Origin of the sequence: Streptomyces griseofuscus (genome assembly GCF_014673495.1) — a bacterium.
GTDB lineage: Bacteria > Actinomycetota > Actinomycetes > Streptomycetales > Streptomycetaceae > Streptomyces > Streptomyces murinus.
The window spans coordinates 2834433-2854673 of record NZ_CP051006.1 but is presented as its reverse complement, the minus strand read 5'-3'; the positions used below and the strand labels follow the sequence as shown (position 1 = coordinate 2854673).

Here is a 20241-nt window from a genome sequence, read left to right as displayed (position 1 = left end):
CTCACGCCGTGAGCTAAGCCATGAGTGAACCATGAGAGCCGAGGGAAGGTCCATGCCAAGGCCAAGAACCGCCCTGCTCGTCCCCGGGGCCCTGCTCGCCGCCCTGCTGCCCCTGTCCGCCGCGGCGCACGCCGCCGACGATCCGCCGCCGGTGCCCGTCGACCGCTTCGAGGGCGAGGTGCCCTTCGCGTCCCAGCCCGCCGACGGCATCTTCACCTGGGGCGGCGGCACCGACGACCCGCCCACCCTGAGCCTCGCCGACCGCGCCGACGCCCCCGAGGGCGCCAAGGTGCTCACCGGCAGCTATGACATCAGCGGTTACGGCGGCTTCACCCATGACTTCGCCGCGGACCAGCCCGCCCACGACTGGTCCACCCACCAGGGCATCCGCTTCTGGTGGGAGGGGCACGACAACGGCAAGAAGATCGCCTTCGAGATCAAGGACGGCGGCGCGAACGGCGAGGCGTCCGAGCTGTGGACGACGTCCTTCACCGACGACTTCAGCGGCTGGAAGCAGATCCAGATCCCGTTCGGCGACTTCACCTACCGCACCGACTACCAGCCGGTCGGCGGCATCGACCATGTCCTCGGCCTCACCCAGATGTGGGGGTACGCGGTCACCCTGCCCGCCGGCCTCAAGGGCGAATTCGCCATGGACGACGTGGAGTTGTACGGCAAGGCCGACCAGGCGCTGCACGCCTCCGTCGCCACCGACGCGTCCGTCTACCCGGTGGCCGAGGGCGGCACCGCCAAGGTGAAGGTCGCCCTCGCCACCACCGGGGGCAAGCCCGTGGACGACCCGGTGACCGTCACCTACGCCACCGGCGGCGGCACCGCCACCGCGGGCCAGGACTACACCCCGGTCTCCGGCACCCTCACCTTCCCGGCGGGCACGCCCTCCGGCACCGCGCGCACCATCGAGGTGCCCACCCGCAAGGACAGGGCCGCCGAGTCCGCCGAGACCATCCCCCTCAAGCTCACCGTCGACGGCGCCAAGGCCCCCACCGAGACCCCGCAGGTCGTCATCGACGCCCATGGGCTGCCGTACCTGAACGCCAAGTTGCCGGTGAAGAAGCGGGTCGCCGATCTGCTGTCCCGGATGTCGCTCGCGGAGAAGGCCGGGCAGATGACCCAGGCCGAACGCGCGGGACTGACCACGCCGGGCGACATCGCCTCGTACGACCTCGGCTCGCTGCTGTCCGGCGGTGGCTCCACGCCCACGCCCAACACCGCCGAGGGCTGGGCGCGGATGATCGACGGCTTCCAGCTCCAGGCCCAGGCGACGCGGTTCCAGATCCCGTTGATCTACGGCGTGGACGCGGTGCACGGCCACAACAACCTCTACGGGGCCACCGTCATGCCGCACAACATCGGCATCGGCGCCACCAGGGATCCCCAACTGGCCGAGCGGACCGGCGCGGTGACCGCAGCCGAGGTGCGGGCGACCGGTGTCCCCTGGGACTTCGCGCCCTGCCTGTGCGTGAGCCGCGACGAACGCTGGGGCCGCTCCTACGAGTCCTTCGGTGAGGACCCCGCGCTCGTGGAGTCCATGGAGACGATGATCCAGGGTCTCCAAGGCCGGTCGGACGGCAGCGACCTGAGCGGTGACGACAAGGTCCTCGCCACCGCCAAGCACTTCGTCGGCGACGGCGGCACCGCCTACGGCTCCTCCACCACCGGCACGTACACCATCGACCAGGGCGTCACCACCGTCACCCGGCAGCAGCTGGAGGACATCCATCTCGCCCCCTACCGGAGCGCGGTGCGGCGGGGGATCGGCACCGTGATGCCCTCGTACTCCTCCCTCGACATCACCGGCGACGGCAAGGGCGCGGTCAAGATGCACGCCCGCGGCGACATGATCAACGGCGAGCTGAAGGGCAAGCTGGGCTTCGACGGCTTCGTCATCAGCGACTGGAACGCCATCGACCAGCTCCCCGGAGACTACGCGAACCACGTCCGCACGGCCGTGAACGCGGGCGTCGACATGATGATGGTGCCGTACACCTACAAGGACTTCAGCTCCACGCTGATCGACGAGGTGAAGGCCGGCCGGGTCACCGAGGCGCGGATCGACGACGCCGTCTCCCGCATCCTCACCCAGAAGTTCGAACTGGGCCTGTTCGAGCACCCGTACGCCGACACCAGCGGCGCCGCCGCCATCGGCTCCCCGGCCCATCGCGCCGTCGCCCGCCAGGCGGCCGCCGAGTCGCAGGTGCTGCTGAAGAACAGCGGCGGGCTGCTGCCGCTGAAGAAGAGCGAGAAGGTGTACGTCGCCGGGTCCAACGCCGATGACATCGGCAACCAGACCGGCGGCTGGACCCTCACCTGGCAGGGCGCCTCCGGCGACACCGTCCCCGGCACCACCATCCTCCAGGGCATGCGGGAGGCGGGCGGCGACGTCACCTACTCCAAGGACGCCTCCGCCCCGACGAGCGGGTACGACGTCGGCGTGGTCGTCGTCGGGGAGACCCCCTACGCGGAGGGCGTCGGCGATGTCGGCAACGGCCACTCGCTGTCCCTGTCGGCGGCCGATCAGGCGGCGGTGGACAAGGTGTGCGGTGCCATGAAGTGCGTGGTGCTGACCGTCTCCGGGCGGCCCCAGCTCATCGGCGACCGGCTCGGCGAGATCGACTCCCTGGTGGCCTCCTGGCTGCCCGGCACCGAGGGCGAGGGCGTCGCCGACGTCCTCTACGGCGCCCGCCCCTTCACCGGACAGCTCCCGGTCACCTGGCCGAAGTCCGAGTCCCAGCTGCCGATCAACGTGGGCGACGCCTCGTACGACCCCCAGTTCCCCTACGGGTGGGGCCTGACCACCCGCACCACCGTCCCGCACGGCGGCGCGGGCACCCTGGCGTCGCTGGCCGCGCGGGCGGCGACGGCGGAGCGGCGCGGGGACCGGACGACCGGCCAAGACCTGGTCGACCAGGCCCGGCTGCTGGTCCAGCAGAAGGTCGGGCAGCGGATGACGGCGGCCGTGGCGAAGCCCTTCGCGGACGCGGACCATCTGCTGCTGACCGGCCACTACGGGCAGGCGCTGGCGAAGCTGGCACAGGCGTACCGGGCGGCCTGACCGGTCCGCCCTGAATCACCCCTTAAGGGGGGCTTCGGGTAGCGTCGAGACATGAAGGCCGTCCCGCGGACCCGAAGCCTCCCCGCCCTGCTGCTCGCCGTGCTCGCCCTGGTCCTGGCGACCGCGCTCGCCCCCGGGGCGAGCGCGGACACCGGCGTCTCCACCATCGCCCGCGCCCTGCGCTCAGGCCCGGTCTACGTCGACCCGGCCGCCTCCGGCCAGCTGTCCCGCGCGGACGCCGGCGCGCTGGCGAAACGGATCAAGGACGCGAACAAACCGCTGTTCGTCGTCGTCCTCCCGGCCGGCTACCCCACCACGAACCTCTTCCCCGACCTGCGCGCCGCCACCGGCATCACCGGTCTGTACGGCATCCGGCTCGGCGACCGCTTCGACGCCCGCGCCGACGCCTCCGTGATGTCGTCGACCGCCCGGCAGAACCTGGTGACCAGCGTCCACGGCGAGGGCACCAAGGCCCAGCTCACCGACTTCACCGACCGCGCGCTGGCCAACATGGGCGGCCGCGCGCCCCGCAGCTGGCACGCCGCCGGCAGCGGGGCCGGCTCCGGCACCGGCCTGATCGCGGTCGCCGCGGTACTGGTGGCGGGCGCCGCGGGCGCGTACACGCTGGTACGGCGGAGCCGGCGACGGCGCGAGCGCGAGCAGCGGGCCGCCCTGGAGCGGCTGCGGGTGGTGGTGGACGAGGACATCACCGCGTTCGGCGAGGAGCTCGACCGCCTCGACTTCCACCCGGCCGAACCCGGCGCGGACGACGCGATGCGCGGTGACTACGAGCGCGCCCTGGACGCCTACGAGAGCGCGAAGCAGCGGATGGCCGAGGCGGGCAGGCCGGAGGACGTCCGGCCGGTGACCGAGGCGCTGGAGGACGGCCGCTTCTCCCTCGCCCAGCTGGCCGCGCGCCGCGCGGGCCGCCCGCTGCCCGAGCGCCGCCCGCCCTGCTTCTTCGACCCCCGCCACGGCCCCTCGGTCGCCGACGCCACCTGGAGCCCGCCCAGCGGCGCTCCGCGCGAGGTGCCGGTCTGCGCCGCCGACGCCACCCGCCTCGCCGACGGCCGCGACCCCGTGATCCGCGAGGTCGACACCGAGCACGGCCGCCGCCCCTACTGGGACGCCGGACCCGCCTACGGCCCCTGGGCCGGCGGCTACTTCGGCGGCGGCATCCTCCCCGGCCTGCTCTTCGGCACCCTGCTGGGCTCCATGATGTCCACGCCCTCGTACGCGGCCGACTACGGCGCCGGGTACGGCGACTTCGGCGGCGCCGACTTCCAGGGCGGCGATGTCTCCGGCACCGACTTCGACCCCGGTGACTTCGGCGGCGGATTCGGCGACGGCGGGGGCTTCGGCGGGGGAGACGGGGGCGACTTCGGTGGCGGGTTCGGCGACTGAGCCGTACCCGTAGGGGCGGCTCCCGTAGGGCGGCTCCCGTAAGGCATCGCCCCGGACGGCTCCCGTGAGGGGACTTCCGCAAGGGGCGGCGGTCAGACCTCCGTGCCCGGTATCTCCATCGCCCCCACCCGCTCCAGCAGCGCCGCCGCCAGCGTCAGCACGCCTCGTTCCGTCTCGCCGAGCGTGCTCAGGGCGGCGGCGAGCCAGATGTCCCGCTCGGCCATGTCCCGCTCCAGCGCCCCGCGTCCCGGTGCGGTGAGGGTCAGCACGGACTGCCGGCGGTCGTCCGCGTCCGGCTCCCGGGCGATCAGCCCCTCCGCCTCCAGATCCGCGAACACCCGCGTCAGCGACTGCGGCCGCTGCCGCTCGCACGCCGCGATCCGCCCCGGCGTGGCCGGGCCATGCGCGTGCAGATGTCCCAGCACCGCGAGCTGGTTGGGGCTCAGGCCGCCCTCCCCGCGCTCCTGCCGCAGCCGCCGGTTGATCCGGACGACGGCACGACGGAGGGCGGCGGCATCGGCGAGATGATCATCCATGCGCGATATCGTACGCAGCCACTTATTAAAGAGCCGACTCACAGGCTCTAGTCTCGGACAGTGCGTCAGAGACTGATACGCAACGCTTATGAAGCCGCCGTGACGATGACGGCCGTTCTGCTCTCCTGGGCGGCCGCACTGTGGCTGGAGGGCGCGGCCGGGCTGCACACGGACTCCCTGGTCCTCGCGGTCGCCCTCACCGTGACCCTCGGGCGGGGCCGCTGGCGGGCCGACCGGCGCGGCCGGCTCACCGCGCTCGCCCTGCTGCCCCCGGCGGCCGCCGTGTGCGCGGGCCTGTCCCGGCTGCTCGCCGCCCACCACTGGATCGGCGCGGCCCTCTTCACCGCCGGTCTCGCCCTCGCGATCTGGATCCGCCGCTACGGCCCCGCCGCCACCCGCGCGGGCACCCTGACCACCCTGCCGATCGTCGCCCTGCTGATCGTCCCCGGCCCCACCCTGACCGCCGACGCCCGGCCCGAGGCGGTGAACTGGGGCTGGTCCGCGCTGATCGGCCTCCTGGCCTGGGCGAGCGTACTGCTGGTGCGGACATCGGCCGCCCGATTCACCCCGGGCCCCGAAAACCCCGAGCGTCCCGGGCCCCCGAAGCCCCGCCGCGCGACCGCATCGCGCCCGCGCCCCAGCACACGGACGGCCGTACAGCCGGCGGCCGCGATCGCCGCCGCGTTCATGCTCGGACGGCTCCTGTACGCCGGCCACTGGCCCTGGCCGGTGCTCACCGCGTACGTCGTGGCGAGCGGCAACCGGGGGCGAAAAGACGTGCTGCGCAAGGGAGTCCGCCGGTTCGTCGGCGCCTGCGCGGGCACCCTGGTCGCGACCGGGGTGGCGGCCTGCGGGCTCGGCGGGCACCCGGCGGTGGCGGCCCTCTTCGGCGTCCTCGCCATCGCCCTGTGGCTGCGCCTGCTCGACCACGCCTGCTGGGCGGCCGGCATGACCACCGCCCTCGCCCTGCTCCCCGGGTACTTCGGCCAGAGCGCCACCGATCAGCTGCCGGCCCGGCTCTCCGCGATCGCGGCGGGGGCGGTGCTGTCGGTGGCGTCGGCGTGGTGGCTGCTGCCGGTACGGCGCGGCCGGCCCGGGCTCACGCGTTCTTGATCGCGGAGACGTCGAAGTTGAGCTTGATCTTGTCGGAGATCAGCACACCGCCCGTCTCCAGCGCGGCGTTCCAGGTCAGGCCCCACTCGGAGCGCAGCAGCTCGGCCTTGCCCTCGAAACCGGCCCGCACATTGCCGAACGGGTCCTTGGCGACGCCGTTGAACTCCAGGTCGATGGTGATCGGCCTGGTGACGCCGAGCAGCGAGAGGTCGCCGGTGATGCGGTAGTCCTCGCCGCCCAGGGACTCCGCCTTGGTGGAGCGGAAGGTCATGGTCGGGAACTCGTCGATCTTGAAGAAGTCGGCCGATTTCAGATGGCCGTCGCGGTCGGCGTTGCCGGTGTCGATGCTCGCCATCGTGACGTCGAGCGTGGCCGTGGACTTGGCCGGATCCTGACCGTCCAGGTGGAGGCTGCCGCTGAAGTCCTGGAAGCTGCCGCGCACATTGGTGACCATCGCGTGGCGGGCCACGAACTCGATCGTGGTGTGCGCGGGGTCGATCGTGTAGTCGCCGGTCAGCGCGGTCAGATCGGGGCCGGTGGCCTGTGCGGGGGTGGCGGTCGTGTTGTCCTTGCGGCCGAAGATGCCCATGACGTCCTCCTGGAGCCATTCTGTTTAACGTTCAACGAACCCAACGACTCAGACGGTAGACCTATTCCGTTCAGTTTTCAACATCATCCGCAGCGTGGCGTGTCAATGACTCAAAGTCACTATGCGCGTTCCCCGGGGGATGCGCATACCGTGGGGGCCGGGTCCCGGCTGAGGGCCGTCCGAGGGGTCGTGTCACTCCAGGGATGGCATGCCCGTTCCCACGAATGCAGGATGGTTCCCCGGTGTCGTCCTTGTGGTGTTCCTACAACGCAAGCCGCCTCTGAGCAGTCGGAACGCCTGCACCTCGCCCGGGTTCTGTTCACTCGCACCAGGAAAACGGGCGTGAGACTGTACGGAGTCGACGGCTCGCTTTCCTTGGTGTCCTTCGTAAGGTCGCTACATGACCGTTTTGGAAGAGACGACGGGTGAGCCGACCGGCGAGCCGACGGACGCGCGCGGACGGGTCGCCGAACTGCACGACATTCGTGCGCAGGCCGTGGCCGGCCCCAGCGAGAAGGCGACCACGGCGCAGCACGCCAAGGGCAAGCTGACGGCGCGGGAGCGGATCGAGCTGCTCCTGGACCCGGGTTCCTTCCAGGAGGTCGAGCAGCTGCGCCGGCACCGCGCGACCGGCTTCGGCCTGGAGGCCAAGAAGCCGTACACCGACGGTGTCATCACCGGCTGGGGCACGGTCGAGGGCCGAACGGTCTTCCTGTACGCCCATGACTTCCGCATCTTCGGCGGCGCACTGGGTGAGGCCCACGCCACCAAGATCCACAAGATCATGGACATGGCCATCGCGGCCGGCGCGCCCCTGGTCTCCCTGAACGACGGCGCGGGCGCCCGCATCCAGGAGGGCGTCAGCGCCCTCGCCGGGTACGGCGGCATCTTCCAGCGCAACACGAAGGCCTCGGGTGTCATCCCGCAGATCTCCGTGATGCTGGGCCCGTGCGCGGGCGGCGCGGCGTACTCGCCGGCCCTCACGGACTTCGTCTTCATGGTCCGCGAGACCTCGCAGATGTTCATCACCGGACCGGACGTGGTCAAGGCGGTGACGGGCGAGGAGATCACCCAGAACGGCCTGGGCGGCGCGGATGTGCACGCCGAGACGAGCGGTGTCTGCCACTTCGCGTACGACGACGAGGAGACGTGCATCGCCGAGGTGCGCTACCTGCTGTCGCTGCTGCCGCAGAACAACCGCGAGAACCCCCCGCGCACCGAGTGCTCCGACCCGGCCGACCGCCGCTCGGACGTCCTGCTCGACCTGGTCCCGGCCGACGGCAACCGGCCGTACGACATGACCAAGGTCATCGAGGAGATCGTCGACGACGGCGAGTACCTGGAGGTCCATGAGCGCTGGGCGCGCAACATCATCTGCGCCCTCGCCCGGATCGACGGCCAGGTGGTCGGCATCGTCGCCAATCAGCCGCAGGTCCTCGCGGGCGTACTGGACATCGAGGCGAGTGAAAAAGCTGCGCGCTTTGTCCAGATGTGTGACGCTTTCAATGTTCCGATCGTGACCTTCCTGGACGTCCCCGGGTTCCTCCCGGGCGTCGACCAGGAGCACGGCGGAATCATCCGGCACGGCGCGAAGCTGCTGTACGCCTACTGCAACGCCACCGTGCCGCGGATCTCGCTGATCCTGCGCAAGGCGTACGGAGGTGCCTACATCGTCATGGACTCCCAGTCGATCGGCGCCGACCTCACCTACGCCTGGCCCACCAACGAGATCGCCGTGATGGGCGCGGAGGGCGCTGCCAACGTCATCTTCCGCCGCCAGATCGCCGAGGCCGAGGACCCCGAGGCCATGCGGGCCCGCATGGTCAAGGAGTACAAGTCCGAGCTGATGCACCCCTATTACGCCGCCGAGCGCGGCCTGGTCGACGACGTCATCGACCCGGCCGAGACCCGCGAGGTGCTGGTGAAGTCGCTGGCGATGCTCCAGAGCAAGCACGCCGACCTCCCGTCCCGCAAGCACGGCAACCCCCCGCAGTAACCGAGCGGACATCTCTCTTACGGAGACTGACACCCATGAGCACTGCCGACATCCGCGTCGAGAAGGGCCACGCCGACCCCGAGGAGGTCGCCGCCATCACGGCCGTCCTCCTCGCCCGCGCCGCCGCCCGCCCCGCCGAGCCGACCCACCACCGCCCCCACCCCAAGGCCGGCTGGCGCCGCCTGGACCGCGAACCCGGCTTCCGCGCCCCGCACAGCTGGCACGGCTGAGCGAAGAAGACACAGAAGAAGGGCCCCTCGTGGAGGGGCCCTTCTTCATGCGCGCCCGAAGGGGCGCGGCGTGTATCCAGATGTGGCTTTGCCGCGTGCGCGGCGAGCAGCCAAAGAGCTGCCCGCGGACGGCCTACGACCGTGACGGGCAGCCCAGTAGCCGGATTTCAGCGCAGCCGCGCCATCAGCGCGTGCTCCACGAGCGTGATGAGCGTCGACTTCGCGTCGGCGCGGTGCCGGGCGTCGGTGGTGATGATCGGGGTGTCGGGTCCGATCTGGAGTGCCTCGCGCACCTCGTCCGGGTTGTACGGCTGGTTGCCGTCGAAGCCGTTGAGGGCGATGACGAAGGGCAGGCCGCTGTTCTCGAAGTAGTCGACGGCCGGGAAGCAGTCGGCGAGCCTCCGGGTGTCGACGAGGACGACGGCGCCGATCGCGCCGCGGACGAGGTCGTCCCACATGAACCAGAAGCGGTCCTGACCCGGCGTACCGAACAGGTACAGGATGAGGTCCTGGTCCAGGGTGATACGGCCGAAGTCCATGGCCACCGTGGTGGTGGTCTTGTCTCCGGTGTGGGTGAGGTCGTCGATGCCGGCCGATGCGGACGTCATCACGGCCTCTGTGCGCAGCGGGTTGATCTCAGAGACGGCGCCGACGAACGTGGTCTTGCCCACGCCGAAGCCGCCCGCCACCACGATCTTCGCGGAGGTGGTGGAGCGACTCTGAGAAACCGGCCCTCCGCTAGAGCTTGCGAAGTCCACTGAGCACCCTTTCGAGCAGTGTCACGTCTGGCTGGCCACCGGCGTTCTCGTCGCCGCCGGGCTGATGGATGGCGACCAGGCCCGCCTCCGCCAAGTCGGCGACGAGGATCCTGGCCACGCCGAGGGGGATCGTCAGCAGGGCCGAGACCTCGGCCACCGACTTGATCTCCCGGCAGAGATTGCAGATCCGCTGATGCTCGGGCAGTTGGCCCTGCATCTGGTGCGGAGCAGCGGTGGTGTGCACCAGCGCCTCGATGGCGAGCTGGTAGCGCGGGCGGGTCCGGCCGCCGGTCATGGCGTACGGACGCACCAAGGGGTTGTTCGCCGCCGCGGGCGCCGGCTCGGGGCGGCGCTGCGGCTGGACCGGCTGGATGCGCGGGGCCGGCGGCTGGTCGTACGGCGAAGGACCGGGGCCCTGTGGCCGGTCGTACGGCGAGGGGCCGGGGCCCTGCGGGGCGTAGGGCTGCCGGTGGTGCGGTGCGGAGGGGAAGTCGTACGGGTTCGCCGAGCCGTCGCCGTGGCCCTGGGCAGGGCCGTACGACCAATTGCCCGAGGGCGAACCTCCTGGGGGTGTTGCCACTTTCTCCTCCTCCGACTGCGTCGGGCACCCATCCGTGTGGAGCCGCGTCCCGAAACCTTAAGGCCCCGGGACACGAATACGCATCGTCCGATTACTAGTTGAGAAGGCTGCCCTGGAGCTCCGCGCGGAGATCCGGGGTGAGAACCGTGCCCGCGCGGTCCACCAGCAGGGCCATCTCGTACCCGATGAGGCCGATGTCCGCTTCCGGGTGGGCCAGGACCGCGAGGGACGATCCGTCCGAGATGGACATGAGGAAGAGGAATCCCCGCTCCATCTCCACAACCGTCTGGTTGACGCTGCCGCCCTCGAAGATGCGCGAGGCACCGGCGGTCAGCGAGGTCAGGCCGGAGGCGACGGCGGCGAGCTGGTCGGCGCGGTCACGAGGGAAGCCTTCGGACATCGCCAGAAGGAGTCCGTCGGCGGAGACCACCACCGTGTGGGACACCCCCGGGGTGTTGTCCACGAAGTTGGTGATCAACCAGTTCAGGTTCTGTGCCGCCTGGCTCATCGGGCTCACACTAACGCTCCTGGTTGTAGGTGCTGTCAGGACCACTGTGTTGGTTCCCAGTGGCCTGGCCGTTCGTTTCGGTGCCTGCGCTGCGCCCGCGCTGGACGCCCCGGCGCAGGTTGCTCAGCCTGCCCCGGACGTCCTCCGGGGCGCGGGAGACCTGGGGGCCTCCCTGGGGGGTGGTTTCGGCGCTGCCCTCGACCAGGTTGGCCTTGGGCACCCGCCGCGGCAGCCCGGAGGCGGTGACCCCGCCTGCCTTGGGCTTGCGCAGCTGGGAAGCCTGCTGCCAGCGCTCGTCGTTCGCCGAACGCCAGTCGTCGTCTCCGTCGCCGTCGTCCGCCGAACGCCATTCGCCGTCACCGGTGTTGCCCGGTGCGGCAGCCGGCGTCTCCTGCTGCGCGGGGGCCGCGCCGTCGAAACCGTTCGGGACGGATCCCCGGCGGGGCAGCCCGGCGTCGGTCAGCTCGTGCGCGGCGGGAGCGACCGCCCCGGGACTGTCGAAGCCTACGCGGTTCTGCTCACTCGCGTCGGCCGGCGCGGATTCCGTTTCCGGAGCGTAATGGGCCGGGTAGCCGTTCTGGTAGGCGTTCTGCTGCTGCCAGTCGCCCTGGTAGGCGGGCTCCGCATAGCCGTTCTGCGGGTAGCCGCCGTTCGCCGAGTAGCCCTCCGCGCCCGGCAGTTCACCGTTCTGGGGGTAGTACTGCCCGTCGTACGACCGCTCGTAGGACGCGGACGGCGTCTCCGTGTACGGCTCCTGGTACGCCTGCTCCTGGTACCCGGCCTCCTGGTACGGAGTCTCCTCGTACGGCTGCTGCGGCTGCTGCGGCTGCTCGGGGTAGCCGGTGCTCTGCTGCTCGAACAGCGGCTCGGCGTAGGTCTCGCCGGTGTCCTGGCGCCGCTCGGCCGGCTGCGGCTGGCCGTGGGTCTGCGCCTCCAGGGCGGCGCGGCGCCCCTCGCGGTGCAGCGAACGGCCGACCGGGTCCAGGTCGCGGATGTCGTCGGGGACCTCGGTGTACTGGCTGTCGTCGAAGCCGAGTTCGGCGGCCGTGCGCAGCGGCTGCGCCACCTCCGGGCGCGCCGCCTGGAACTGCTGCTCCGGGATGATCTGCGAGACCGTGAACTCCTCGCGCTCCAGCGAGGTGTCGCCGCCACCGCCGTGCGTGATCGCGTCCGGCAGCATGACCAGCGAGGTGGTGCCGGCCTGCTCGCCCGAGGGGCGCAGCTGGACCCGGATGCCGTGCCGGTCGGACAGCCGGCCGACCACGAACAGGCCCATGCGCTGGGAGATCGCGGCGTCCACGGTCGGCGGGTTGGCCAGCTTGTGGTTGATGTCCGCGAAGTCCTCGGCGGTCAGGCCGATGCCCTTGTCGTGGATCTCGACCATGACCCGGCCGTCGGGCAGCCGGGTCGCGGTGACCTTGACCTTGGTCTGCGGCGAGGAGAACGTGGTGGCGTTCTCCAGCAGCTCGGCCAGCAGGTGCACGAGGTCGGTGACGGCGCGGCCGTGGATCTCGGCCTCCGGGACACCGGACAGCTCGATGCGCTCGTACTGCTCCACCTCGGAGGAGGCGGCCCGCAGCACGTCGACCAGCGGGACCGGCTGGTCCCAGCGGCGGCCGGGCTCCTCGCCGGCGAGGACCAGGAGGTTCTCGCCGTTGCGGCGCATACGGGTGGCCAGATGGTCCAGCTTGAAGAGGTTCTCCAGCTGGTCCGGGTCGGCCTCGTTGTTCTCCAGGTCGGTGATCAGGGTCAACTGGCCCTCGATCAGCGACTGGTTGCGCTGCGACAGGTTGGTGAAGATCGCGTTGATGTTGCCCCGCAGCAGGGCCTGCTCGGAGGCGAGCCGGATCGCCTCGCGGTGCACCTGGTCGAAGGCGCGGGCGACCTCGCCGATCTCGTCCTTGGTGTGGATCGGGATCGGGGCGACCCGGGTGTCGACCCGGCCGGGGTCGGTGCGCGAGAGCTGGTCGACCAGCATCGGCAGACGCTGCTCGGCGATGCCGAAGGCCGCGTTGCGCAGCTGGCGCATCGCGCGGCTCATCTGCCGGGCGACCGCACCGGCCAGCAGGAAGGCGAGCAGCAGGGCGATGACCACGATGGTGCCGGTGATGATCGCGGAGGTACGGGCGTCGTCGGCGATGCCGGACGCCTCGTTCACGGCCTTGTCGGCCATGTCCGACTCGATCTTGCGGTACGCCTTGTACTTGAGCGTGTTGACCGCGTACCAGTTCTGGGCGCTGACACCGTTCGCGGCGAGCGCGTCACGGGTGGCCCGGCTGGTGTCCTTCATGGTGGCCAGCGCCGAGACCATGCTGTTCGGATTGCTCGGCGGCGGCACGTAGTTCGGGTCGTCCTGCTGGGCCTGCGCGGCCTCGGCCTTGGCGTCCGCCATGACCTTCTTCTGCGCGTCGGCCAGCACCTGCGAGTCCTGGGCGGTGCCACCGCCCTGGTACTCCTCGATCGCGATGCGCTCAAGGTAGGCGTACGAGGCCAGGGAGACCCGCTGGGTGGAGAGGTTCGGCGCGTCCGGGCCCGGCTTGACCAGCAGATGCGTGCCGATGGACCGCTCCAGCGACAGCGCCGCCTTGGTCAGCGACATGGCGTAGACGGTACGGCCGTACGAGGTGATGTTGCCGGTGCCCAGGCCGAGCTCGTTGGCGAACTCCATCAGGGGGTGGGCGACCTCGACGTACGCCTCTTCGGTCTGCACGCCGGTGAGCTTGGAGGTGTAGGCGGTCTTGCGCAGGACCTGGATCTCGGGCTCGGCCTTGCGGAACAGCTTCAGCCGGCGCTCAAGACCGGGCGTGTGCGGCATGCTCTTGGTCGCCTCGGTGAAACCGGCGGCGGCCTCGTCGGTGGCCTTGCGCGCGTTCTCGATCGTCGCCTTGCTCTTGCTGTCCTTCTTGTTCAGCAGGAGCGGCTCGGCGGTGATGTCGCGCTCGTTCTCCACGGCGTCCGCGTAGACGAGGGCCGCGCGCACCAGCCGGGCGGTGTTCTCGGCGTCCCGGGCCTGCTGCCAGGTGTCGATCGAGCTGTTCACCTGGAAGCCGCCCATGACCAGGCCGACGGCCGCGGGTATGAGCAGGATCGCGTTCAGCCTGGTGGGCACCCGCCAGTTGCGCGGGGAGAAACGGCCACCGCTCGGCGCGGGAGTGTCCGCCGGCTCCGCACCCGATGCCGGGGCGGGTGCCGCGGCGCGCGGCGGCGGGGTGAAGTTGCCCCGTGCCGACGGCTCGGGACCGTTCTTGCTTCGCCTCACTCGACCAACAACCTCTCGGCGGTCGGCACCTACGTCGTGCCGCAGTCTCTCAGAGCCCGTTCGGCCGACGACGACGCAGTACGTCAGGGACCATGGGGCAGTTCAGGCATTCCAGCACGTGGACCAGCGCACTTCCAAACAGTGGAAACCCCGTGCCGGTTCGGCTGTAAACGAGAGATAAAACGGTCATAAAGAGCGAGCCCCGCCAAAAGGCGGGGCGATTGTGCGCGCAGCGGCATCGGGTGACCGCGTCGCGTGGTGGAATCGGGCGATTCCTCTGCCGAACTGTTATGAACACCGTGGCCCACCGTGTCAAATGCCACAGTCGGCCCCGCGCGGCCCCCGCACGGCAACTGCCGTACGGGGTGTCGCACTTGAGCGCTAGCGCAGCCGCGCCATCAGCGCGTGCTCGACCAGCGTGATCAGCGCGCTCTTCGCGTCGGCGCGGTGCCGGGCGTCGGTGGTGATGATCGGGGTGTCGGGTCCGATCTGGAGTGCCTCGCGCACCTCGTCCGGCGTGTACGGCTGGTGACCGTCGAAGCCGTTGAGGGCGATGACGAAGGGCAGGCCGCTGTTCTCGAAGTAGTCGACGGCCGGGAAGCAGTCGGCGAGCCTCCGGGTGTCGACGAGAACCACCGCGCCGATCGCGCCGCGGACGAGGTCGTCCCACATGAACCAGAAGCGGTCCTGACCCGGCGTACCGAACAGGTACAGGATGAGGTCCTGGTCCAGGGTGATACGGCCGAAGTCCATGGCCACCGTGGTGGTGGTCTTGTCCCCGGTGTGGGTGAGGTCGTCGATGCCGGCCGAGGCCGAGGTCATCACGGCCTCCGTGCGCAGCGGGTTGATCTCAGAGACGGCGCCGACGAACGTGGTCTTGCCCACGCCGAAGCCGCCCGCCACCACGATCTTCGCCGAGGTGGTGGCCCGTCCCGCGTCAGAGCTTGCGAAGTCCACTGAGCACCCTTTCGAGCAGCGTCACGTCCGGAGCGCCGCCGTTGTTCTCGTCCCCGCCCGGCTGGTGGATGGCGACCAGGCCGGCCTCGGCCAGGTCGGCGACCAGGATCCGGGCCACTCCCAGTGGCATGTTCAGCAGCGCGGAGACCTCGGCCACCGACTTGACCTCACGGCACAGGTGGCAGATCCGCTGGTGCTCGGGAAGCAGCCCCATGAGCGCTGCGGGGTCGGCCGTGGTGCTGATCAGCGCCTCGATGGCGAGCTGGTAACGCGGCCGGGTCCGGCCGCCGGTCATGGCGTAGGGACGCACCAGCGGCTGGTCGCCCTCGTCACCGTACGGTTCCGCGTACGGATCGTGATGGGCGGTGGGCGGGGTCATGGATCCTCCGGGCGGGACAGCAAGTCGGTCAGTCAAGCCGTCTGACGGGGCCGGTGGGGGGTTTGTGGCGGCCGGACGGTGTTTTGGTGAGGTGTGTGGTGCCGGGGCCGGTCAGTGGAGCAGACTGCCCTGTAGTTCGGCGCGCAGGTCCGGGGTGAGGACCGCCCCCGCGCGGTCGACGAGCAGTGCCATCTCGTAGCCCACCAGGCCGATGTCGCACTCCGGGTGGGCCAGTACCGCGAGGGAAGACCCGTCCGAGATCGACATCAGGAAGAGGAACCCCCGCTCCATCTCCACGACCGTCTGGGCCACCGTGCCGCCCTCGAAGATCCGGGAGGCACCGGCCGTCAGCGAGGTCAGACCGGAGGCGACGGCCGCCAGCTGATCGGCGCGGTCCCGCGGGAAGCCCTCGGACATCGCCAGCAGCAGGCCGTCGGCGGAGACCACCACCGTGTGGGACACCCCGGGGGTGTTGTCCACGAAGTTGGTGATCAACCAGTTCAGGTTCTGTGCCGCCTGGCTCATCGGACTCAACTAACGCTCCTGCTGGTGAGTGGGGCTCGGGTAGCTGCCCGTCTGACCGGTACCGGCCTGACGACCCTGGGCGATGCCCCGACGGAGATTGGTCAGCCGGCCGCGTACGTCGTCGGGCGCACGGGAGACCTGCGGACCTGTTTGGTGCTGTTGCTGCTGAGCCGTGCCCGGCACCAGGTTCGCCCTGGGCACCCGGCGCGGCAGACCGGACGTGGTGATACCGCCCGCCGCGGGCTGGCGTACCCGCTCCGCCTGCCGCACGAGTTCGTCGTTCGGAGAGGCCCGCCACGAGCCGGTGGCGGCCGCGTCGCGCTGCGGCGCCTGCGGCTGCTGCTGCTCGGCGGGCGCCCCCTGCTGCTGGCCCTGCTGCTGCCCGGCCGCGCCGTGGAACCAGTTGGTCTCCAGCGTGTCGAACAGCGGGGTACGACCGTCACCCGGACCGCTGGCCGGCGGCAGCGCCTCCGGCTCGCGCACCGGGCGCTCCTGGTGAGCCGGCACCTGCTGCGGGGCCGGCGGGCGCGGGGCGCCGAAGTCGTTACGGACCGGCGGCTGCGGGCGCTCGAACTGCCCGGTGTGCGCCGGGTCGGCACGGCCGGGCAGCGCGTGCTGTCCGGTGCCGCTGTTGTCATAGGCACCCGGGGCCGCGTACCGGCCGGCGTCCTGGGCGGGCTCGTCCGGGCGGGCCGGGGTCCCGAAGACGTCCGAGCGCACGTACGAGCCGTTGTCCTGCTGCCCGCCCTGAGCGTCGTACAGCCCCTGCTGGTGCGCCGCGTCCGGCCGCTGGTTCGCGTCGGGGCGCTGGAACTGCCCGGCCTGCTGCGGGAGTTCGGCCTGCGGGAACTGGCCCGTGTGCTGACCGGTGTGCCGGCCCGGGTCGACCTGCGGGAACTGCCCGGTGTGCTGGGGGGCGTCCATCTGCGGGAACTGGCCGGTGTGCTGCGGCGCTTCCGGCCGCTGGAACTGGCCCGTGTGCTGGCCCGCGTCCGGCCGCTGGTACTGACCCGTGCTGTCGGGCCGCGCGAACTGGCCGGTGTCCTGCGGGGATTCGGGCCGCTGGAACTGTCCGGTGTGCTGACCGGCGTCCGGCCGCTGGTACTGGCCCGTGGTGTCCGGCCGGGCGAACTGGCCGGTCTGCTGCGGGAGTTCCGGACGGCCGTACTGGTCCGCACCCTGGGAGCCGGGCAGCTCGGGGCGGCCGAAGTCGCCGGTGGGGACGGGACCGTGCGGATCGATCCGCGGCATCTGCGCGGTCGAGCCCGGACCCTGCCGGTCGTCGATCGCCGGCATCTGCGCGGTTCCCGAGGGGTCCTGCTCGTCGTGCCCGCGCGGGGTGTCGAGGGAGGCCCGGCCGTCGTTCCAGTCCTGGCCGCGCCGGGAGTCGCCGCCGGGCAGCTCGGCCCGCGGGCCACCACGCGGCGGCAGCTGGGGCTGGCGGCCCTGGTCGCCGCCACCGGTGCCGCGCTGCGAGCCGCGGCCACCGAACAGATCCTGCTGGGGACCGGCCGGGTTGGCGGCCTGGAGCCCCTGCGGCGCGGCCGGGTTCGCGGCCTGGAGGTTCTGCGGGGCGTTCGGCGCCTGGGTACCGAAGCCGGGGGCACCGCCGCGCTGCTGCGGACCGCGCGCGCCGCCCGGAGCACCGGGGGCACCACCGGGCGCGCCGGGACGGCCGCCCTGGCCCGCGCCGGGCAGCGCGGCCCGGGGACCCTGGCCGGCGCCGACCTGGCCGCGCGAACCGCTGCCGCCGGAGCCGAGCAGACCACCGCCGCCCTGGGCGCCCGCGCCGCCGCGGCGGGCCGCGGCCGCACCCGCGGCGGCCTGCGCGGCGGCCGGACCGCCGACCGCGCCGGGGCCGCCGGGCTTGCCGGGAGCCTTCTTGCCGCCCTGGGCGACATCCACGGGCAGCATGACCAACGCGGTCGTGCCACCGGAGTCGGACGGGCGCAGCTGGATGCGGATGCCGTGCCGCTGCGAGAGCCGGCCGACCACGAACAGACCCATGCGGCGGGAGACGGAGACGTCCACGGTGGGCGGCGAGGCCAGTCGCTCGTTGATCGCCGCGAGGTCCTCGGGGGAGAGGCCGATGCCGGTGTCGTGGATCTCGATCAGCACCCGCCCGTCGGGCAGCGCGTGACCGGTGACCTTGACCTTGGTCTGCGGGGAGGAGAACGAGGTGGCGTTCTCCAGCAGCTCGGCGAGCAGGTGCACGAGGTCGTTGACGACCCGTCCCGCGACCTCGGTCGTCGGCACGGAGGCCAGCTCGATGCGCTCGTACTGCTCCACCTCGGAGGCGGCGGCGCGGAGCACGTCGACCAGCGGCACCGGACGGGTCCAGCGGCGGCCCGGCTCCTCACCGGCGAGGACGAGGAGGTTCTCGCCGTTACGGCGCATACGGGTGGCGAGGTGGTCCAGCTTGAACAGCGAGGACAGCTGGTCCGGGTCGGCCTCGCGGGACTCCAGTTCGGAGATGAGCGAGAGCTGGCGCTGGATCAGACCCTGGGAGCGGCGCGAGAGGTTGGTGAACATCGCGTTGACGTTGCCCCGCAGCAGGGCCTGCTCGGCGGCGAGGCGGACCGCCTCGCGGTGCACGTCGTCGAAGGCCGCGGCCACCTGGCCGATCTCGTCCCGGGAGTGCACACCGACCGACTCGACGGAGGTGTCCACGTCCTGCGGGTCGGACTCGGAGAGCTGCTTGACCAGCTCGGGCAGGCGTTCCTGGGCGACCGTGGTGGCGGTCTCCTGGAGCCGGCGCAGCGAGCGGATCATGGAGCGGGCCACGACGAACGCGCCGACCAGCGAGACACCGAGCACCAGCAGGATCAGCACACCGGAGATGATGGCGTCGCGCTGGGTGGCGCTCTTGAGCTCGCGCGCCTTCTGCTCCATGTCCTCAAGGAGCGTGTGCTCGATCTTCTTCATCTGCTCGATCTTGGTCGAGCTGTCGTCCACCCAGTCCCGGTAGGAGCGCGGGGGCAGGTCGGACAGGCCGCCGCGCTGCGCGAAGGCGCGCTTGGCGTAGGTGTCCGCGGACTCGATCGTCGGGTTGTTGCCGCCGTCGATCGGCTTGAGCAGCTCCTCCGCGTTCTGGCTCGCGTAGATCTTGCGGAAGATCGCCAGCTCGGAGTTCTCGCTCTCGTACGCCGACTCGCCGTACAGGCGGTCGTTCTCGGAGAGGTCGGCCTTGCTGGTGGTGGTCGAGGGCAGCGCCGCGGCGATGGTCGCGCGCTGCACGGACGCGTACTCCTTGGCGGTGGAGAACGCCGCCAGGGCGCGGGTGCGCGAGATCATCTCGGGGTTGCTGGACGCCTCGGCCATGTCCTGGGACAGGTCGATCAGCTGGGTGATCAGCCGGTGGTACGACTCGATGGTCTGGGTCGAGTTGCCCTTGGACTCATAGGCGGACCGGCGGATCTTCGCCAGGTCGTCCAGCTGGTTGGCGAGGCCGACGAGCGCGTCACGCACGCCCTGGAGCTGGCCGTCCTTGCTGGCCTCGTCGATCTGCTCGGAGGCGTCGAGGAAGTTGGTGCGGGCCCGGTCGGTCTTCTGCTGGTAGCCCTTGACCGTGTAGTCGCTCGCGCTGAGGCCGTGCGACATGGGACCGGCGGACTGGTCGCGCTCCTCCTGGAGCGCGGCGGCCAGCTCGGTGGCCTGCTTGGTCATGTCCGTCAGCAGCTTCATGTTGTCGAGCTGCTGGATGTCGTTCAGGTTCTCGTTGATGCGCAGGCCGCCCAGCGAGGTCGCCGCGACCACGGGGAGCGCCAGCAGCGAGACCAGACGGGTCGAGATGCGCCAGTTGCGCAGCGCCATGCGCGAGCCGGAACTGACCGGCGCCGACGCGGGCTTCGGGGCCGAGGCGGGCTTGGCGGACGACGCGCCGCCCGCGGGCTTCGCCGAGCCCTTGCCGGAGGCGCCGCTGCCCTTGCCGGAAGCGGAGCCCTTGGCGGAGGGGGCGGTCGCGCCGGGGCGTGCGCGGTCGGAGCCCTCACCGGGCGGGGTCGGGCCCGGGTTCTGGGCGTGCTGGGGAGAGGCGCTGCCCTTCATGGGGCCAGTCCCGTCGTGCGGCTCCGGCTCCGCCGAAGCGCTGCCATCCCTCTTGAAACGTCCCTGCACTAGCGTCGCAACCTCTGGACCAGGCGTCCCTCCGCGAGAGCGGACGAACACGGTGTCGGCGTCGTGGAAGGCGCCCTGAAAACGCCCCCCGGTGGTCTTGAGTGACCGGCGCTGGTTCCCCCTTGTCTCGCCGCCACTCGGCGCTGCGTTGCGCCCTGCGCGCCGGGTCGATCCTGCGGCGGTCCGTGGAATTCCAGCACAGTGGCGGATCTCCAACA

15 protein-coding genes are annotated in these 20241 nt (G+C 71.3%); 5 read left to right on the top strand and 10 right to left on the bottom strand.

All coding sequences use genetic code 11. From position 1 onward, the window contains the following. Positions 1–52: 52 nt before the first annotated feature. Complete coding sequence (locus HEP81_RS12430; protein ID WP_037657288.1) at positions 53–3073, top strand: glycoside hydrolase family 3 protein; 3021 nt, start codon at positions 53–55, stop codon at positions 3071–3073. Positions 3074–3124: 51 nt separating this feature from the next. Beyond that, positions 3125–4477 (top strand): hypothetical protein, encoded by a 1353-nt coding sequence (locus HEP81_RS12425; RefSeq protein ID WP_037657289.1) that lies wholly within the window; start codon positions 3125–3127, stop codon positions 4475–4477. A 92-nt stretch (positions 4478–4569) separates the two neighbouring features. Here the strand turns inward: HEP81_RS12425 and HEP81_RS12420 are convergent, their stop codons facing one another. Continuing rightward, complete coding sequence (locus tag HEP81_RS12420) at positions 4570–5013, bottom strand: MarR family winged helix-turn-helix transcriptional regulator (RefSeq protein WP_037657290.1); 444 nt, start codon at positions 5011–5013, stop codon at positions 4570–4572. A 105-nt stretch (positions 5014–5118) separates the two neighbouring features. Between HEP81_RS12420 and HEP81_RS12415 the strand changes: the two genes are divergently transcribed. Further along, positions 5119–6126: an FUSC family protein gene (locus HEP81_RS12415; RefSeq protein ID WP_243279795.1), complete on the top strand. Its 1008-nt coding sequence runs from the start codon at positions 5119–5121 to the stop codon at positions 6124–6126. Here the strand turns inward: HEP81_RS12415 and HEP81_RS12410 are convergent. Further along, positions 6113–6715, bottom strand: coding sequence for a YceI family protein (locus HEP81_RS12410; RefSeq protein ID WP_037657294.1), 603 nt, complete (start codon positions 6713–6715; stop codon positions 6113–6115). The two genes, HEP81_RS12415 and HEP81_RS12410, sit on opposite strands and share 14 nt — an antisense overlap. A gap of 400 nt (positions 6716–7115) precedes the next feature. Between HEP81_RS12410 and HEP81_RS12405 the strand changes: the two genes are divergently transcribed. Beyond that, positions 7116–8711 carry an acyl-CoA carboxylase subunit beta gene (locus HEP81_RS12405; protein WP_037657295.1) on the top strand — a complete coding sequence of 532 codons (1596 nt, stop codon included), beginning with the start codon at positions 7116–7118 and terminating at the stop codon, positions 8709–8711. 35 nt (positions 8712–8746) lie between these two features. Beyond that, positions 8747–8941 carry an acyl-CoA carboxylase subunit epsilon gene (locus HEP81_RS12400; RefSeq protein ID WP_037657296.1) on the top strand — a complete coding sequence of 65 codons (195 nt, stop codon included), beginning with the start codon at positions 8747–8749 and terminating at the stop codon, positions 8939–8941. Positions 8942–9108: 167 nt separating this feature from the next. Here the strand turns inward: HEP81_RS12400 and HEP81_RS12395 are convergent, their stop codons facing one another. From HEP81_RS12395 to HEP81_RS12360, 8 genes are all read right to left on the bottom strand, one after another. Next, entirely contained in the window at positions 9109–9699 is a 591-nt protein-coding gene (locus HEP81_RS12395; RefSeq protein ID WP_085566719.1) for a GTP-binding protein, read from the bottom strand. Further along, positions 9680–10279 (bottom strand): DUF742 domain-containing protein, encoded by a 600-nt coding sequence (locus HEP81_RS12390; RefSeq protein WP_037664553.1) that lies wholly within the window; start codon positions 10277–10279, stop codon positions 9680–9682. The genes HEP81_RS12395 and HEP81_RS12390 overlap by 20 nt, the downstream gene beginning before the upstream one ends. A 94-nt stretch (positions 10280–10373) precedes the next feature. Then, positions 10374–10787 carry a roadblock/LC7 domain-containing protein gene (locus HEP81_RS12385; protein WP_030948713.1) on the bottom strand — a complete coding sequence of 138 codons (414 nt, stop codon included), beginning with the start codon at positions 10785–10787 and terminating at the stop codon, positions 10374–10376. Between the two features lie 10 nt (positions 10788–10797). Then, entirely contained in the window at positions 10798–14046 is a 3249-nt protein-coding gene (locus HEP81_RS12380; protein WP_190275987.1) for a sensor histidine kinase, read from the bottom strand. A 381-nt stretch (positions 14047–14427) separates the two neighbouring features. Next, entirely contained in the window at positions 14428–15003 is a 576-nt protein-coding gene (locus HEP81_RS12375) for a GTP-binding protein (RefSeq protein ID WP_085566720.1), read from the bottom strand. Then, complete coding sequence (locus HEP81_RS12370; protein ID WP_037654659.1) at positions 14984–15382, bottom strand: DUF742 domain-containing protein; 399 nt, start codon at positions 15380–15382, stop codon at positions 14984–14986. The genes HEP81_RS12375 and HEP81_RS12370 overlap by 20 nt, the downstream gene beginning before the upstream one ends. Before the next feature lie 111 nt (positions 15383–15493). Next, positions 15494–15907: a roadblock/LC7 domain-containing protein gene (locus tag HEP81_RS12365; RefSeq protein WP_037654657.1), complete on the bottom strand. Its 414-nt coding sequence runs from the start codon at positions 15905–15907 to the stop codon at positions 15494–15496. A gap of 9 nt (positions 15908–15916) precedes the next feature. Next, positions 15917–20023, bottom strand: a complete 4107-nt coding sequence (locus HEP81_RS12360; RefSeq protein WP_037654655.1) for a sensor histidine kinase — start codon at positions 20021–20023, stop codon at positions 15917–15919. Between the last annotated feature and the right edge of the window lie 218 nt (positions 20024–20241).

Coding starts and splice junctions, on each gene's coding strand:
- HEP81_RS12365 (WP_037654657.1), bottom strand. CDS start 15,907: ATGAGCCAGGCGGCACAGAACCTGAACTGGTTGATCACCAACTTCGTG.
- HEP81_RS12420 (WP_037657290.1), bottom strand. CDS start 5,013: ATGGATGATCATCTCGCCGATGCCGCCGCCCTCCGTCGTGCCGTCGTC.
- HEP81_RS12405 (WP_037657295.1), top strand. CDS start 7,116: ATGACCGTTTTGGAAGAGACGACGGGTGAGCCGACCGGCGAGCCGACG.
- HEP81_RS12430 (WP_037657288.1), top strand. CDS start 53: ATGCCAAGGCCAAGAACCGCCCTGCTCGTCCCCGGGGCCCTGCTCGCC.
- HEP81_RS12370 (WP_037654659.1), bottom strand. CDS start 15,382: ATGACCCCGCCCACCGCCCATCACGATCCGTACGCGGAACCGTACGGT.
- HEP81_RS12385 (WP_030948713.1), bottom strand. CDS start 10,787: ATGAGCCAGGCGGCACAGAACCTGAACTGGTTGATCACCAACTTCGTG.
- HEP81_RS12425 (WP_037657289.1), top strand. CDS start 3,125: ATGAAGGCCGTCCCGCGGACCCGAAGCCTCCCCGCCCTGCTGCTCGCC.
- HEP81_RS12400 (WP_037657296.1), top strand. CDS start 8,747: ATGAGCACTGCCGACATCCGCGTCGAGAAGGGCCACGCCGACCCCGAG.
- HEP81_RS12415 (WP_243279795.1), top strand. CDS start 5,119: ATGACGGCCGTTCTGCTCTCCTGGGCGGCCGCACTGTGGCTGGAGGGC.
- HEP81_RS12410 (WP_037657294.1), bottom strand. CDS start 6,715: ATGGGCATCTTCGGCCGCAAGGACAACACGACCGCCACCCCCGCACAG.